Below are 14,603 nucleotides of genomic sequence, written 5' to 3' on the forward strand. Positions count from 1 at the left end.
CGGGTTCCCTTTCGCGAAAAATCGCCGGGAACATACCCCGCGCCGACGACGATGCAAGGCTTAGGCCGGATTCGAAACGAAATTTTGAAGTTGGCACGATTCTGTGCCGGCGGGCGGATGAAGGGCAGCACCCACAATCGAAGTTGTCAGCTCTCGATCGTTGCCTTCTCCTCTGTCGGCTCGGAGGCTGGCTTCTCGTCCGCCCGCGCCTCTGCCATCTGCGTCTCGGTCGGCTTGCGCCAGTTGCGGATGAAGGCGGAGACACGATCGCTGATTTCGCCGGCGCTCAGGAAAACCGGCACCCGCGCCACCGGAGCGGTCGGCTCGAAGGAAAGGCCGAGGCCCGTGATCTTGCCCTTGTCATCGACGTCGCGAACGATCAGCTCGATCGGACCGAGCAGCACGCGGTCGGCATATTCGGCATGGCCGCCGAGCCGCGTGGTGACCAGTGCGCCGACGGTGAGCTTTTGCTCTGCTTCGGTCAGTCCTGGCGTATAGGCCGCTTCCAGTTCAGCGGCGGAGCGCGCCGGGTCGACAGCGAAGGCGCCGAAGAAATCGGCATCCTCGGGATCGACCACGGCGCGGCTGGCGAACAGCTTGTCGAGCAGGCGCGGATAGCGGTCCGGCACGAAGATGTAGACCTGGTCGCCGGCAGCGAGCCGGCCCATGTCCTGGAAGCGCATCGAGCGGCCGTCGCGCAGCACCAGCGAGGGCCGTGCCCAGCGTGGGATGCGCTCGCCGCGGGCCACCGGGCTGCCGTGTGCGACGCGATAGGCGAGAAGTTCGTGATGGGCCGAGCCCGGCAATTCCAGCTCGACCTTGTCCAGCGGCCCAAGCCGCGCCGGCACTATCAGGCCGAGGCGGCGCGCCAGCGGTCCAACCGTCCAGCCCTGGATGACCAGCGACACCAGCACGATGATGAAGGCGGTGTTGAAGATGACACGGCCGTTTTCCAGCCCGCCGAGCAGCGGGGTGATGGCGAGCAGGATCGACACCGCGCCGCGCAGGCCGACCCAGGAGACGAAAGCGACTTCGGGGCGTGGCAGACGGAATGGGATCAGGCAGAGCCAGACCGCGATCGGGCGGGCGATGAACATCAGGAACAGGCCGAGCGCTACCGCCGGCGCCATGATTGCCGGAAACTGCGACGGCGTCGCGAAGAGACCGAGGATGAGGAACATGATGATCTGCGCCAGCCACGACATGCCGTCCTGGAAACGCTTGAGGATGGTGACGGCGCGGATATCGGAATTGCCGGCAATGAGGCCGGCGATGTAGACCGCCAGGAAGCCCGAGCCGCCAATGGCGCCAGCGGCGGCAAAGACCATCAGCGACAAGGTCAGCACGAAGATCGGCAGCAGGCCGTGATCGAGATTGAGCCGGTCGACGAGGCGCACGATGGCGAGGCCACCGAGCACGCCGACAACCGCGCCGAGGCCCATGTTGAGGAGGAAGCCGAGGAACAGGCTGGTGACCAGGACATTGGTCTCCGGGTTGGCGTGGGCGGCGATGATCTCGACCAGCGTGATGGTCAGAAAGATGGCGATCGGGTCGTTGGTGCCGGATTCCACCTCAAGCGTCGAGCGCACGCGTTCGCGCAGGTTGATCTCGCCGGCGCGCAGCAGGAAGAATACGGCCGCGGCATCGGTGGAGGCGACGGCTGCGCCGAGCAGGAAGGATTCCAGCCAGGTGAGGTCGAGCAGATAGTGTGCGGCGGCGCCGAACAGGCCGGTGGTTACAAGCACGCCGAAGGTCGCCAGCGATAGAGCCGGGCCCGCAGCCTGCCGCAAGGCATTGAGCGGCGTGCCGAAACCGGAATCGAACAGGATGACGGCCAGCGCCAGTGAGCCGGCAAAATAAGCGATGCGGGCGTTGTCGAACTGGATGCCGAGGCCGTCGGTGCCGCTGGCGAGGCCAATACAGAGAAACAGGAGCAGAAGAGGGGCGCCGAAGCGGAAGGCGATCAGGCTCGAAAACGCGGCGGCGACGACAAGAGCTGTGCCGACCAGCGTGACGAGATAGATCGCATGCTCCATCCTGAAATCAGCCCCTCAAATTCGTCTGTCTCCTGCTTTGCGAGAGAGTGGGGCGAAGACGTGACCAGTGCAAGGCGGCGGGGTGGCTTTTTGGCTTATGCCGCTGATTTTCGGATGTTTTGGCGCTCAGGACACAAATCGGGAAGGCGCAAGCCGCCCGCATGAAAAACGCCCGGACAAAGCCGGGCGTTTCAGGTCTCGAAAAGAGAGCTTTGCGATCAGGCGATGGTCTTGCCGAAGGCGACCGCGGTGTCGCCCATGCGATTGGAAAAACCCCATTCATTGTCGTACCAGGACAGCACCGAAACGAAATTGCCGTCCATCACCTTGGTCTGGTCGAGCGCCATGATCGAGGAACGCGGATCATGGTTGAAATCGATCGACACATTCGGATGATGGGTGACGCCGAGGATGCCCTTGAGCTTGCCGTTGGAGGCGGCGATCACCGCGTCGTTGATCTCCTGCACCGTGGTCGACCGCTTGGCGATGAACTTGAAGTCGACGACCGAGACGTTCGGGGTCGGCACACGGATCGAGATGCCGTCGAGCTTGCCCTTGAGGTCGGGCAGCACCAGGCCGATCGCCTTGGCGGCACCGGTCGAGGTCGGGATCTGCGACAGGGCCGCGGCGCGGCTGCGGTAGAGATCCTTGTGCATGGTGTCCAGCGTCGGCTGGTCGCCGGTGTAGGAATGGATCGTCGTCATCATTCCCTTTTCGATGCCGACCGTCTCGTGCAGCACGGCTGCCAGCGGCGCCAGGCAGTTGGTGGTGCAGGAGGCATTCGAGATGACGATGTGGTCCTTGGTCAACTGGTCGTGGTTGATGCCGTAGACGACGGTGAGGTCGGCGCCTTCGGCCGGGGCCGAGACGATGACGCGCTTGGCGCCGGCGGTCAGATGCGCGGCAGCCTTGTCGCGGGCGGTGAAGATGCCGGTGCATTCGAGCGCGATGTCGATGCCGAGTTCCTTCCACGGCAACTGCGTGGGATCCTTGATCGCGGTGACCTTGAACGTCTCCTTGCCAACGGTGATCTGGTCGCCGGAAACCGACACCTCGTGCGGGAAGCGGCCGTGCACGCTGTCGTAGCGCAAGAGGTGCGCGTTGGTCTCGACCGGGCCGAGGTCGTTGACGGCGACGACCTCGATGTCCCTGCGGCCGGATTCGTGGATGGCGCGCAGGATGTTGCGGCCGATGCGGCCGAATCCGTTGATGGCAACTCTGACGGTCATTATTCTCTCCCTGGGAGTTGGAGGGCAGACGATGGGTCCGCAGTTTCATAGCGGCGGAAGCGGAAAGAATCCAGCCGCAGCGACGTGGATTTAAATCGATTAGGTTAGGCCAGTCCGGCGAAACCGCTTCGCGCGGTTTCGCCGGACTTTGAACCTACTTGGCATGCAGGCGGGTTTCCGCCGCCTTGGCCGCGGCTTCGGCGGTGATGCCGAAATGCGGATAGAGCTGCTCGATCGTGCCCGAGGCGCCAAAGCCGGTCATGCCGATGAAGATGCCGTCGGAGCCGATCAGATGATCCCAGCCCTGGCGGATGCCGGCTTCGATCGCCATCTTGATCGGCGCGTTGCCGATCGTTTTCTTGCGGTAGTCGTCACTCTGCTGGTCGAACAGCTCGAAGCAAGGCACCGAGACGACGCGGGTCGGGTGGCCATGCTTTTCCAGCAGGTCGCGCGCGCCGAGCGCGATCTCGACCTCCGAACCGGTGGCGAAGATCGTCACCGCTGCCTCGCCGCTGGCGGCAACCAGCTCATAGGCACCCTGGCTGCTCAGGTTCTTGGCAACGAATTCGTTGCGCACCGTCGGCAGGTTCTGGCGGGTCAGCGCCAAGGTCGACGGCGTCTTTTCCGACTCGAGGGCCAACTGCCAGCATTCGGCGGTTTCCACGGCGTCGGCCGGGCGGAAGACATTGTGGTTGGGAATGGCGCGTAGTGCGGCCAGATGCTCGACCGGCTGGTGGGTCGGGCCGTCTTCGCCCAGACCGATGGAATCATGGGTCATGACGAAGATAGAGCGGATGCCCATCAGCGAGGCCAGCCGCATCGACGGACGGGCGTAGTCGGAGAAGCACATGAAGGTGCCGCCATAGGCGATGAGGCCGCCATGCAGCGTCAGGCCGTTGATGGCGGCGGCCATGCCGTGCTCGCGGATGCCGTAGTGGACATAGCGCTGGCCATAGTCGTCCGACGTGATGTTCTTGGTCTGGCTGGTCTTGGTGTTGTTGGAGCCGGTCAGGTCGGCAGAGCCGCCGATAGTCTCGGGCACGGCGCCGTTGATGACTTCCAGCGCCATCTCGGATGATTTGCGGGTGGCGACCTTCGGCTTGTCGGCCGAGAGCTTCTTCTTGTAGTCGGCAATGACGGCATCGAAATTGGACGGCAGCTTGCCACTGAGGCGGCGCTCGAACTCGGCCTTAAGCTTGGCGTCGGCCTTGGCCAGGCGGCCCTCCCAGTCGGTGCGCGCCTTGACGCCGGCCTTGCCGGCGGTGCGCCAGGCGTCGAGGATGTCGGACGGAATCTCGAAGGGCGGCGAATCCCAGTTGAAGAACTTGCGTGCGCCGGCGATCTCGTCGGCGCCGAGCGGCGAACCGTGTGCCTTGTTGGTGCCGGCCTTGGTCGGCGCGCCGAAGCCGATGGTCGTCTTGCAGGCGATCATGGTCGGCTTGTCGGAATGGCGGGCGGCTTCGATGGCATAGGCGATGGCTTCCGGATCGGTGCCGTCGATGTGGCTGGCGTTCCAGCCGGAGGCCTGGAAGCGAGCGACCTGATCGGTGTTGTCGGACAGCGAGACCGGACCGTCGATCGAAATGTCGTTGTTGTCCCAGAACACGATCAGCTTGTTCAGCTTGAGATGTCCGGCAAGCGCGATGGCTTCCTGGGACACCCCTTCCATCAGGCAGCCGTCGCCGGCAAGCACATAGGTGTAGTGGTCGACGAGGTCATTGCCGAAGGCGGCGTTCATGATGCGCTCGCCGAGCGCGAAGCCAACCGAATTTGCGAGCCCCTGGCCAAGCGGGCCGGTCGTCGTCTCGATGCCGGTGGCGTGCCCGTATTCCGGGTGACCGGCGGTCTTCGAGCCCAACTGGCGGAAGTGCTTGATCTGGTCGATGGTCATGTCTTCGTAGCCGGTCAGATGCAGCAGCGAATAAAGCAACATCGAACCATGGCCGGCAGACAGGATGAAACGGTCGCGGTCGGCCCAGTGCGGTGCCTTGGGATCATATTTCAGGAAGCGTGTGAACAACACCGTGGCGATGTCGGCGCAGCCCATGGGCAGGCCGGGATGGCCGGAATTCGCCTTCTCGACGGCATCCATGGAGAGAAAGCGGATCGCATTGGCCATCCGGTCATGTTGTTCACGCGACGTCATGGTTCCTCCAGAAGTGGGGGTTTGGGGGCTTGGGAGAGCCCTTGAAAAGGGTGCGCGACACATAGCAGGCGCGCGCCTTTAGTCAACAAATCGGGTGCACATTTGCCGGCCTTGTGATGCCGGCGGCGGGTCTACATTAGCGTTAGCAGGGGACAGTCGCGAGAGCTTTGTTGACGTTGCCTTCACCCGGTGCCTAATGTTTCGCGGATAACGCGTTCTGAACGCGAACGATTCGGTGATGGGCAGGGCACAGGACGAAGCCATGACCGGGGAAGCCACACTCAAGGAAGTCATCGCCAGGCTGGGCAAGGCCATCGAGGGGCTGGAAAACGCGGTCGCGGCCAAGCTCGAGCATGAACGCGATTACTCGGAAGCCGAGGCCGAAGTGCAGCGGATGAATGCCGATCGCTCCAGGCTGGCGCAGGAACTCGACAATTCCGAAGCGCGCGCCGAACGTCTGGAAGACGCCAACAAGGAAGTGTCGCGACGGCTGGTGACCGCCATGGAAACCATCCGCGCTGTGTTGGACAGGTAGGCTCATGGCTCAAGTCACGGTTTCCATCGACGGCAAACAGTATCGGATGGCCTGCGACGAAGGTCAGGAAGAGCATCTGATCGACCTTGCCGAACGTTTCGACCGCTATGTCTCGCATCTGAAGGACTCTTTTGGCGAGATCGGCGACCAGCGGCTGACCGTGATGGCCGGCATCATGGTGATGGACGAACTCTCGGAGTTGCAGAAACGCGTCAAGGGCATGGAAAGCGAAGTGCTGACCTTGCGCAAGACGCGCGACGATGCGCTGATCAAGGCCGACAAGAACGACAGCGTGCTGACCAACGCGCTTGGCGCGCTGGCACAGCGCATGGAAGACCTGACGGCGACGCTCGCGGTCAACAAGACCTGAAGCTGCGCGGCCCTCCGCTCAGCCAAAGGCTCCTGCGCTTTTGGCTCGACGGCAGCGTAAAAATGCTCGCTTCGCCGCCGAAAAGAGTTTCATATTATCTCGCGGTCGCGATTTTTGCGCTAAGATGCAGCGACCGGAGCGTGGATGCCTTGATGGCGGCATGATTTGCCGCGGCCCTTGCTCCTGGCGGAATCTGTTGCAGGGGAGATGTGCCATGAGCCTTCGTATCAACGACATTGCGCCGGACTTCAGTGCCGAGACCACGCAAGGGACAATCAAATTCCATGAATGGATCGGTGACGGCTGGGCGATCCTGTTCAGCCACCCGAAGAACTTCACGCCGGTCTGCACGACCGAGCTTGGCACGATGGCCGGGCTGGAAGGCGAATTCAAGAAGCGCAACGTCAAGATCATCGGTATTTCCGTCGATCCGGTCGCGAGCCATGACAAGTGGCAGGCCGACATCAAGACGGCGACCGGCCACACGGTGAACTACCCGCTGATCGGCGACAAGGACCTCAAGGTCGCCAAGCTCTACGACATGCTGCCAGGCGGTGCCGGCGAGACATCGGAGGGCCGCACGCCCGCCGACAACGCCACGGTGCGCTCGGTCTACGTCATCGGACCGGACAAGAAGATCAAGCTGGTGCTGACCTACCCGATGACCACGGGCCGCAACTTCGACGAGATCCTGCGCGCGGTCGATTCCATGCAGCTGACCGCCAAGCACCAGGTGGCGACGCCGGCGAACTGGAAGCAGGGCGAGGACGTCATCATCACTGCCGCCGTCTCCAACGAGGATGCGATCAAGCGCTTCGGCGCCTACGAGACCATCCTGCCGTATCTCAGGAAGACCAAGCAGCCATCCGCCTGACCCCAGGCGCTTCGGAACGGTTTTTGCCTTTCTCGCCGCTGCGAGCCAAGTGATGCTTGACGGAGGCGTCCGAGTGGAGAAACATGCTCCTCTCGGATGCCGTCAGAGAAAATCATTCCTGCCGGCTAAGCGGTGGTGGGGAGGCCGGAATTGGACGTAGCTTTGGCCAAGCCGCAGGTCAGCGGCTTCTATGACAAGGCGACCGGGGCCATCCAGTATGTCGTCGCCGACCAGGGGACGAAGCGCTGTGCCATCATCGATCCGATCTTCGATTTCGACGAGAAATCCGGCGCCACGGCGACGACGAATGCCGATGTCCTGCTCGATTTCATCCGGGAAAACGCGCTGGAGTTGGAGTGGATCCTCGACACCCATCCGCATGCCGACCATTTCTCGGCGGCGCATTACCTGAGAGAGAAGACCGGCGCGCCGACAGCGATCGGCGACAGGGTCGTCGACGTCCAGAAACTATGGAAGGCGATCTACAACTGGCCGGATTTTCCCGCCGACGGTTCGCAGTGGGACAGGCTGTTCGCGGAAGGCGAAACCTTCCAGGTGGGCACACTTCCGGTCAAGGTGCTGTTCTCGCCCGGACACACGCTGGCCTCGATCACCTATGTGGTCGGCGATGCCGCCTTCGTCCACGATACGCTGTTCATGCCCGACAGCGGCACGGCTAGGACGGACTTTCCCGGCGGCAGTGCCGCTCGGCTCTGGCGCTCGATCCAGGACATCCTGGCATTGCCGGACGAGACGCGCGTCTTCGTCGGCCATGACTATCAGGCCGGTGGCCGCGAGCCCTTGTGGGAAAGCACGGTGGCAGTGCAGAGGGCCACCAACATCCATCTTGCCGCCGCCCGCAGCGAGGCCGAGTTCGTCGCCTTGCGCGAGGCACGCGACAGGACGCTGCCGATGCCGCGGCTGATCTTGCATGCGTTGCAGGTCAACATGAATGGCGGGAGGCTGCCGGAACCCGAGGCGAATGGCCGGCGGTACCTGAAGTTTCCGCTGGATGGGCTTTGAGGTGCTTTGCTCGCCCCGGCGCCTTTCAGAACCTGGGTTCCTCTCCCCCGCTTTGAGGGAGCGAGGAAGCGCCAATCGCAAAGGCAGACCTGCCAAAGAAAAAAGGCGGCGTCAGTTTCCTGACGCCGCCTTGATGTTGATGCCGGCTTTACGCCGCGGGCTGGGCCTCGATGGTGCGCAGCGCCTGGGTCTGGCGCTTGGCGGCGGCCTTGACCGCATCCTGCACCTTCTCGAAGGCACGCACCTCGATCTGACGCACGCGCTCGCGGCTGATGTCGAACTCGGACGACAGCTCTTCCAGCGTCAGCGGCTCCTCGGCGAGGCGACGGGCCTCGAAGATGCGCCGCTCGCGCTCATTGAGCACGGCAAGAGCGCCCGACAGCATGCCGCGCCGGTTTTCCAGCTCGTCCTGCTCGATCAGCATCTCTTCCTGGCTTTCGTGGTCGTCGACCAGCCAGTCCTGCCATTCGCCGGATTCGCCTTCGCTCGCCCGGATCGGAGCGTTGAGCGAGGCGTCGCCGGACAGGCGGCGGTTCATCGATACCACTTCGGCTTCGGAAACGTTCAGCCTGGTGGCGATCTCGGCGATCTGGTCGGGCTTCAAGTCGCCGTCGTCCAGCGCCTGGATCTTGCCCTTCACCTTGCGCAGGTTGAAGAACAGCCGCTTCTGGTTGGCGGTCGTGCCCATCTTGACCAGGCTCCACGAGCGCAGGATGTACTCCTGGATCGAGGCCTTGATCCACCACATGGCGTAGGTCGCGAGGCGGAAGCCGCGCTCGGGTTCGAATTTCTTGACGGCCTGCATCAGGCCGACATTGCCTTCCGAGATCACTTCGCCGATCGGCAGGCCATAGCCGCGATAGCCCATGGCGATCTTGGCGACGAGCCTGAGGTGGCTGGTGACGAGCTTGTGCGCGGCGGAGGTGTCTTCATGCTCGGCGTAACGCTTGGCGAGCATGTACTCTTCCTGCGGCTGCAGCATGGGAAAGCGGCGGATTTCTTCCAGGTAGCGGCTGAGGCCGCCTTCGCCGGAAACGATACTGGGTAATGACTGGGCCATGATAGCGCCCCCTCTCTATTGGAGTGATGCCCCCGAAACGCGGCGGGCATGTGACGCGAGCACCAAAAGGCTCGCCCGCGACATCGGATCTTATACAGGAACAAAACCAGAAAAGACAGGCATTTGTTCAACACGAAACAGTGTGTCACGCTGAAGTGAACAATGCCGCTCAGGTTTTTCTGTGGCAGGTTCAGAGCTTACGAAAGCCGCCGACGAGTTCCTCCATATCCCCCGGCAACGGCGCCTCGAACCTCATCGTTAAATGGGTAACCGGGTGGCGAAATGCAAGTAGCCAAGCATGCAAAGCTTGTCGGGGAAATGCCTTGACCTGACTTTTCAGCGGTTCGGGCAGCCGGTTGGCCTTGGTGCGGAAGGCCTGGCCGTAGTCGGGGTCGCCGATCACCGGATGGCCGATATGCGCCATGTGGACACGGATCTGATGGGTGCGGCCGGTTTCCAGCCGGCATTCGATCAGGCTGGCGGTGGCGAACTCCTGTTGGTTCTCGCCGAAGCGCTCCTGCACGGCGAAATGCGTGATCGCATGGCGGGCGTCGTCGCGTCCTTCCGGCACCACGGCACGGCGCACACGGTCGGCGGCGCGGCCAAGCGGCGCGTCGACCCTTCCGGTAGGCCTCTGCGGTATGCCCCAGACCAGCGCCAGATAGGCGCGTTCGAGATCGCCGGTCAGGCCGTGATCGGCAAAGGCTTCGGACAGCGACTTGTGGGCGCGGTCGGTCTTGGCGACGACCATGACGCCGCTGGTCTCCTTGTCTAGGCGGTGCACGATGCCCGGCCGGCGCACGCCGCCGATGCCTGAAAGACTGTCGCCGCAATGATGGATCAGCGCGTTGACCAGCGTGCCGGTCCAGTTGCCGGCGCCGGGGTGAACGACAAGCCCCGCCGGCTTGTTGATGACGATCAGCTCGGCGTCCTCATAGAGCACATCGAGCGCGATGTTTTCGCCCTGTGGTGCCGCCGGCTCGGGCTCCGGCATGACAACCGACACGCTTTCGCCTGGCCTCATCTTGCGCTTGGTCTCATCGACCGGCTCGCCGTTGACGCTGACCGCGCCCTGCCTGATCAGCATCTGCACGCGGCTGCGCGACATGTCCGGGCCGAGGCTGGCCGCCAGCCATTGGTCGAGGCGCTGACCGGCCGCATCCGCGCCCGCCACCAGCATGGTGGGCTCCATGAACTGGTGCTCTATCAATTCAGGGGCCTCTTCGCTATGAGCGCTCATTGAAAAACCGTTCCGGATTATTTGCCATGGCCAGCCCAATTGCCGAGGAAGACCAGGAAAAGCCGCTCGACCCCGAGGTCGAAAAGGTGCGCAGGAAACTCGTCCGCTTCGTCGGGATCAATCTCGGCCTGCTGTTCCTCGCCCTTATGGTGGTGATCGGCGCCCTTGTCTACAAAGCGCGCAACGCACCGCCGGCGAACCCGCAACTGGCAGGCGATATCCAGACACCCGCCGGCGAACCGGTCAGCGGCGATATCGTGCTGCCGGTCGGCGCCAAGGTGGTCAGCCAGTCGCTGTCCGGCAATCGCCTCTCCATCGATGCCGAGCTTGCCGACGGCAGCCGCACGATCTTCGTCTACGATATCGCCGAGCGCCGCCTGATCGGCCGTTTTGCGATCCGCAACAAATGAGCAGTCGGCAACAATGCAACAAACAAGTTTGTCGCAGAAATGAACAAGCCTGAGGCATGACCGGGTTCGCCGAACACCGCCGTGTCGCGACCGTGGCCCTGGTCGTCGCCAGCTATGACGAGGCGATTGCCTGGTATGTCGAGCGGCTGGGTTTCCTGCTCGTCGAGGATGTCGATCTCGGCGGCGGCAAGCGCTGGGTCACCGTCGCGCCGGCCGACGGCCAAGGCGCCAGGCTGCTGCTGGCCGAGGCTTCCGACGAGGCACAGGGCAAAAGCATCGGCAACCAGACCGGCGGCCGGGTGTTTCTGTTCCTCGAGACTGACGACTTTGCCCGCGACCATGCGGCAATGCTGGAAAAGGGCGTCGAATTCCGTGAAGCACCGCGCTTCGAGCCCTATGGCACGGTGGCGGTTTTCGCCGATCTGCATGGCAATCTCTGGGACCTGATCGAGCCGAAACGGTAGGCCTGCGGCCGGCTTTTCCCCGACAAGGGAAAGCGGCCGAACCCCAGTTGCTTTTTCCCAGCCGTCAGCCTATATCGCCGGTTCTTGAACGCGCCCATCGTCTAGCGGTCAGGACACCGCCCTCTCACGGCGGGAACAGGGGTTCGATTCCCCTTGGGCGTACCAAGGATTTCAACGACTTAGTCGCACAGATCCAAAAACTATCGACTAAAGGTCAAATAAGCCGCCGCTGGGAGCGGTTAATAGCCGATGGCGACTTGCCCTCCCTAGGCCCGCGAAGTTCATTTCGCTCCCGACTTGTTCAGCGTGGGAGCAAGTTAGGCCGCCTGGCTGAAACGGCTAACGAATTGCTCGGCGGGTAGGTCGAAAGCGGCCTCTTCATGTTTGATCCGTTCGATCGGCCATTCCCACCAACGAATTTTCAGCATGGCCGCGATAGTATCTTCGGAAAAACGATGTTTGATAACCCGCGCAGGGTTGCCGGCGACTATCGCGTAGGGCGGCACGTCCTTCGTGACCACACTGCATGCCGCAACCACGGCGCCATCACCAATAGTGACGCCCGACATGATCGTCGCTCGTGCCCCTATCCAGACATCGTTTCCGAGAACAATCGGACCCTTGGTCCGCAGGTATTCCATCGTCTTCTTTGTCTTGAGTATCTGGTCCTGCAAGCCAAAGTTTGACGCTGTCTCGGTTGGATGGTCGGCATGGCATATGAACAGAACCTCCGCCGCGATGGCGCAGAATGCGCCTATATTCACGGGGGATTTGTCGGAGAGGAAGAGGAAAGACCCGCTATGGACTCCATGCGAGTATCGGCCCAGCGTTACAAATGGAGGCAGCGGGACTTTCGGCCCTAGAATCCCTTTTCCCCGAAGCCATATGGCTAATCTCGACATACAAACCCCCACATTCAGCTCTTAAAGTAGCCACTTCCAGGCTCGCCGGGTCGCAGCGAGTCTCTAGATATGGCCAACCAGCTGCCGGCGATATTTCTTATAGAGCCACTCCAAGCGCTTATACCAAAGCGGTCTCTGCTTGTCGGGGTTGATGGACGTTAGGAAGGCTCCCGTGTGGGTGCCCTGCTCGACAAAGGGTCTTTCGAACCAAAGCACTTCAACGCCTAGAGCCGCGTCGGCGCGGTCGATCTCGTGGCCGATAGGACCAGTCATCTTGCGGGCGTCAAACCATGCACATCTTGCCTCTGCCACGGAGCGGGTGATGATATAGGAATCGGTGGCTTTGCCGTGAGGGGCCGGATAGAGATGCTTTCCGCGTTTCAACCTGAACGCCGAAATATAGTAGGTGCCAGCGTTGCCGATATAGATGGCGGCTTTGCGATTTGGATCGCCGAGCTCTGCCAGAGCCGCGTTGAATTTTGTATTGAAATTGGTCGCCAGGAACACGTCGTCCTCTAAGACCAGACAGTAGGGCTTGTCGGTCTTCAGAAAATCACGCCAGATCCCAATGTGTTTCAAGGAGCAGGACAGTTCCGCCATCTTGAGAGCACCTGGCGTGGTAAGCTTTTCGACGTCTTCATCAGTAATATCCGAAATATCCCAGTTAAGATACCAAGTGGCGGGGATGCCATGGCGATCGACCTGCTTCGCGATGTGCTGTTCTCGGTCCTCATAGCCCTTCTTGACGTGGCAAACGCGCACATAGACTTGGTCGGCGGGAAATCTCGGCATATGACCCATATAGCCACTGGCGTTTTGGAAGTCTACGCGCACTGATCGTCCGCAATCACAAGGCGTATTTCGGCCTGCAGTGCTTGCGCCGCACGGCATGTTGCAGCAAGTTGGCTGCATGAAGCAACTGGCCTTGGCCCTCCTCGTCTCCGTGTCTCTGATTGCCCAGTGTGGTCCGTCCTTCTCCAAGGACAGGAAGATCACGGGCACAATCCGTGGCTTCGAATGCGGCGACAATTGCTACCTTACCATCGTCGACCGCAAGAAGGCCGAGCAAGTGGGCCTGTGTGCCGCGCCCGAGTGCGAAAGCTGGAACGAGCAAACCGTGATGCCGTCCCGCTACAAGGGAAAAAGCGTGACGGTTACAGTCGGGCAGGGACAGCAGATCGATGACAGCGGCAACGTCATGGGAGAGATGATGGCCTTCAAGAAAATCAAATTTCTCGACTAGGCCGTGTGGACGAATTTGATCAAGCATAGGCCTGCGGCGAAGCTTACGATTGAGCGGAAGTTTCGTGCGGTCTTTTCGCATCGCAGGGCGACGCGTGATGGGTTAGTCGGTCGAGGAGCGCCGTTGTCATCTTGGCATCGCCGAAGACACTGGCCCACTCACTGAAGCTGAGGTTTGTGGTGATGATGACGCTAGGCCGTGTGGACGAATTTGATCAAGCATAGGCCTGCGGCGAAGCTTACGATTGAGCGGAAGTTTCGTGCGGTCTTTTCGCATCGCAGGGCGACGCGTTTGAAGCGCTTGAGCCGCCCGAAGCCTTGTTCGATACGGGCGCGCGCCTTGTAGAGCGTCTTGGCGAAGAAGGCTGGCCTGTTTTTCTCGTTGGCCTTGTGAGGGATCACCGGGGCGATGCCGCGTGTCCTCGCGGCGGCGCGATTGGCCTTGCTGGAATAGCCTTTGTCGCCCAGCGCGGCGCGTGGGGTGATGTCCGGCCCTATGTCGAGCAGGGTCTCGAAGCGGGTTGTGTCGGCAACCTGGCCACCGGTCAGATCGAACGCGATGATGTCGCCCGAATTGTCCGCTTTGGCGTGGATTTTCGTTGTGAACCCGCCGCGCGAGCGGCCGAGCGCCTGGCCTTGTTGCCCCCCTTTGCGCCCGCTGCTGAGACATGGGCGCGCACAATGGTGGAATCGAACATCTGGATCAGATGGGCCGATGCGCTCATCTCGGCCAACGTGTCGAAGAAGGCTTCGAACACGCCGGCCTTGCTCAGCCGGTCAAAGCGCTTCCATACTGAGTTCCAGTGGCCGAAGCGTCCCGGCAGCGCACGCCAGCGCACATTCTCCACCGTGAAGAAGTGCATGGCTTCYAGAAACAGCCGGTCGTCCGCAGCCTTGCGGCCTCGCCGTGGCAGGCAAGCGCGGAAAACCTCCAGCGTGTTCGCCCAATCCGTTTCCGTCATCCTCGTGGACATCGCCGACCTCCAAATCAGTCGACAATCCATGAATCAGACTGGATTCGTCAGCGGAACCCCAAAACCTATGCCTGAGTCAATTCGTCCACACGGCCTAG

The 14,603-nt window shown here is 62.0% G+C and carries 14 protein-coding genes, 1 tRNA gene and 2 pseudogenes; 9 read left to right on the top strand and 8 right to left on the bottom strand.

Annotated features, from left to right (window positions below; all coding sequences use genetic code 11):
• Positions 1–146 precede the first annotated feature (146 nt).
• The 3 genes from ASD12_RS14270 to tkt form a co-directional block, all read right to left on the bottom strand.
• Positions 147–2,036: a potassium/proton antiporter gene (locus ASD12_RS14270; protein ID WP_056586723.1), complete on the bottom strand. Its 1,890-nt coding sequence runs from the start codon at positions 2,034–2,036 to the stop codon at positions 147–149.
• 218 nt (positions 2,037–2,254) lie between these two features.
• Positions 2,255–3,265, bottom strand: a complete 1,011-nt coding sequence (gene gap, locus ASD12_RS14275) for a type I glyceraldehyde-3-phosphate dehydrogenase (RefSeq protein WP_056586726.1) — start codon at positions 3,263–3,265, stop codon at positions 2,255–2,257.
• A gap of 154 nt (positions 3,266–3,419) precedes the next feature.
• Positions 3,420–5,411 carry a transketolase gene (gene tkt, locus ASD12_RS14280; protein WP_056586729.1) on the bottom strand — a complete coding sequence of 664 codons (1,992 nt, stop codon included), beginning with the start codon at positions 5,409–5,411 and terminating at the stop codon, positions 3,420–3,422.
• A gap of 262 nt (positions 5,412–5,673) precedes the next feature.
• On the opposite strand from tkt, the gene ASD12_RS14285 reads away from it, so the two are divergent.
• The 4 genes from ASD12_RS14285 to ASD12_RS14300 all read left to right on the top strand — a co-directional run bounded on the left by ASD12_RS14285 (position 5,674) and on the right by ASD12_RS14300 (position 8,213).
• Positions 5,674–5,946, top strand: coding sequence for a DUF4164 domain-containing protein (locus ASD12_RS14285; RefSeq protein ID WP_013529251.1), 273 nt, complete (start codon positions 5,674–5,676; stop codon positions 5,944–5,946).
• Positions 5,947–5,950: 4 nt separating this feature from the next.
• Positions 5,951–6,316, top strand: coding sequence for a cell division protein ZapA (locus tag ASD12_RS14290; protein ID WP_056586732.1), 366 nt, complete (start codon positions 5,951–5,953; stop codon positions 6,314–6,316).
• 214 nt (positions 6,317–6,530) lie between these two features.
• The gene (locus ASD12_RS14295; RefSeq protein WP_056586735.1) at positions 6,531–7,190 is read left to right on the top strand and encodes a peroxiredoxin; all 660 of its coding nucleotides are present in this window, start codon (positions 6,531–6,533) and stop codon (positions 7,188–7,190) included.
• 150 nt (positions 7,191–7,340) lie between these two features.
• Positions 7,341–8,213 (top strand): MBL fold metallo-hydrolase, encoded by an 873-nt coding sequence (locus tag ASD12_RS14300; protein ID WP_056586738.1) that lies wholly within the window; start codon positions 7,341–7,343, stop codon positions 8,211–8,213.
• 148 nt (positions 8,214–8,361) lie between these two features.
• Here ASD12_RS14300 and rpoH read toward each other — a convergent pair whose 3' ends face one another.
• Both rpoH and ASD12_RS14310 read right to left on the bottom strand, forming a co-directional pair.
• On the bottom strand, positions 8,362–9,273 hold the full coding sequence (rpoH, locus tag ASD12_RS14305; protein ID WP_013529255.1) for an RNA polymerase sigma factor RpoH: 912 nt from the start codon (positions 9,271–9,273) through the stop codon (positions 8,362–8,364).
• Positions 9,274–9,463: 190 nt separating this feature from the next.
• The gene (locus tag ASD12_RS14310) at positions 9,464–10,513 is read right to left on the bottom strand and encodes an RluA family pseudouridine synthase (protein ID WP_056586742.1); all 1,050 of its coding nucleotides are present in this window, start codon (positions 10,511–10,513) and stop codon (positions 9,464–9,466) included.
• Positions 10,514–10,539: 26 nt separating this feature from the next.
• On the opposite strand from ASD12_RS14310, the gene ASD12_RS14315 reads away from it, so the two are divergent.
• The 3 genes from ASD12_RS14315 to ASD12_RS14325 all read left to right on the top strand — a co-directional run bounded on the left by ASD12_RS14315 (position 10,540) and on the right by ASD12_RS14325 (position 11,552).
• The gene (locus ASD12_RS14315; RefSeq protein WP_056586745.1) at positions 10,540–10,923 is read left to right on the top strand and encodes a hypothetical protein; all 384 of its coding nucleotides are present in this window, start codon (positions 10,540–10,542) and stop codon (positions 10,921–10,923) included.
• Positions 10,924–10,979: 56 nt separating this feature from the next.
• A complete protein-coding gene (locus ASD12_RS14320; protein WP_056586749.1) occupies positions 10,980–11,387 on the top strand; it encodes a VOC family protein in 408 nt (135 codons plus the stop codon).
• A 90-nt stretch (positions 11,388–11,477) separates the two neighbouring features.
• Positions 11,478–11,552 (top strand) — tRNA-Glu (locus ASD12_RS14325).
• Between the two features lie 233 nt (positions 11,553–11,785).
• Here the strand turns inward: ASD12_RS14325 and ASD12_RS35295 are convergent.
• Positions 11,786–11,998 (bottom strand): annotated as a pseudogene (locus tag ASD12_RS35295) (CatB-related O-acetyltransferase); the annotation flags it as partial.
• Positions 11,999–12,352: 354 nt separating this feature from the next.
• Positions 12,353–13,123: a glycosyltransferase family 25 protein gene (locus ASD12_RS14335; protein WP_244482840.1), complete on the bottom strand. Its 771-nt coding sequence runs from the start codon at positions 13,121–13,123 to the stop codon at positions 12,353–12,355.
• Positions 13,124–13,199: 76 nt separating this feature from the next.
• Here ASD12_RS14335 and ASD12_RS14340 point away from each other — a divergent pair, with 76 nt between their 5' ends.
• On the top strand, positions 13,200–13,532 hold the full coding sequence (locus ASD12_RS14340) for a hypothetical protein (protein ID WP_244482841.1): 333 nt from the start codon (positions 13,200–13,202) through the stop codon (positions 13,530–13,532).
• Between the two features lie 94 nt (positions 13,533–13,626).
• Here the strand turns inward: ASD12_RS14340 and ASD12_RS33140 are convergent.
• Positions 13,627–13,731 (bottom strand): annotated as a pseudogene (locus tag ASD12_RS33140) (ATP-binding protein); the annotation flags it as partial.
• Positions 13,732–13,849: 118 nt separating this feature from the next.
• Between ASD12_RS33140 and ASD12_RS35300 the strand changes: the two are divergent.
• On the top strand, positions 13,850–14,603 hold a 754-nt coding region (locus ASD12_RS35300; protein WP_244482842.1), incomplete at its 3' end, for a hypothetical protein.

The sequence above is a fragment of the Mesorhizobium sp. Root102 genome (genome assembly GCF_001425625.1).
In the GTDB taxonomy this organism is placed as follows: domain Bacteria; phylum Pseudomonadota; class Alphaproteobacteria; order Rhizobiales; family Rhizobiaceae; genus Mesorhizobium.

Excerpts from the sequence above, each read along its gene's own strand:
- ASD12_RS14285 (WP_013529251.1), top strand. The coding sequence starts at position 5,674 with ATGACCGGGGAAGCCACACTCAAGGAAGTCATCGCCAGGCTGGGCAAG.
- ASD12_RS14340 (WP_244482841.1), top strand. The coding sequence starts at position 13,200 with ATGAAGCAACTGGCCTTGGCCCTCCTCGTCTCCGTGTCTCTGATTGCC.
- ASD12_RS14270 (WP_056586723.1), bottom strand. The coding sequence starts at position 2,036 with ATGGAGCATGCGATCTATCTCGTCACGCTGGTCGGCACAGCTCTTGTC.
- ASD12_RS14320 (WP_056586749.1), top strand. The coding sequence starts at position 10,980 with ATGACCGGGTTCGCCGAACACCGCCGTGTCGCGACCGTGGCCCTGGTC.
- rpoH (WP_013529255.1), bottom strand. The coding sequence starts at position 9,273 with ATGGCCCAGTCATTACCCAGTATCGTTTCCGGCGAAGGCGGCCTCAGC.
- ASD12_RS14295 (WP_056586735.1), top strand. The coding sequence starts at position 6,531 with ATGAGCCTTCGTATCAACGACATTGCGCCGGACTTCAGTGCCGAGACC.
- ASD12_RS14315 (WP_056586745.1), top strand. The coding sequence starts at position 10,540 with ATGGCCAGCCCAATTGCCGAGGAAGACCAGGAAAAGCCGCTCGACCCC.
- tkt (WP_056586729.1), bottom strand. The coding sequence starts at position 5,411 with ATGACGTCGCGTGAACAACATGACCGGATGGCCAATGCGATCCGCTTT.
- gap (WP_056586726.1), bottom strand. The coding sequence starts at position 3,265 with ATGACCGTCAGAGTTGCCATCAACGGATTCGGCCGCATCGGCCGCAAC.
- ASD12_RS14290 (WP_056586732.1), top strand. The coding sequence starts at position 5,951 with ATGGCTCAAGTCACGGTTTCCATCGACGGCAAACAGTATCGGATGGCC.
- ASD12_RS14310 (WP_056586742.1), bottom strand. The coding sequence starts at position 10,513 with ATGAGCGCTCATAGCGAAGAGGCCCCTGAATTGATAGAGCACCAGTTC.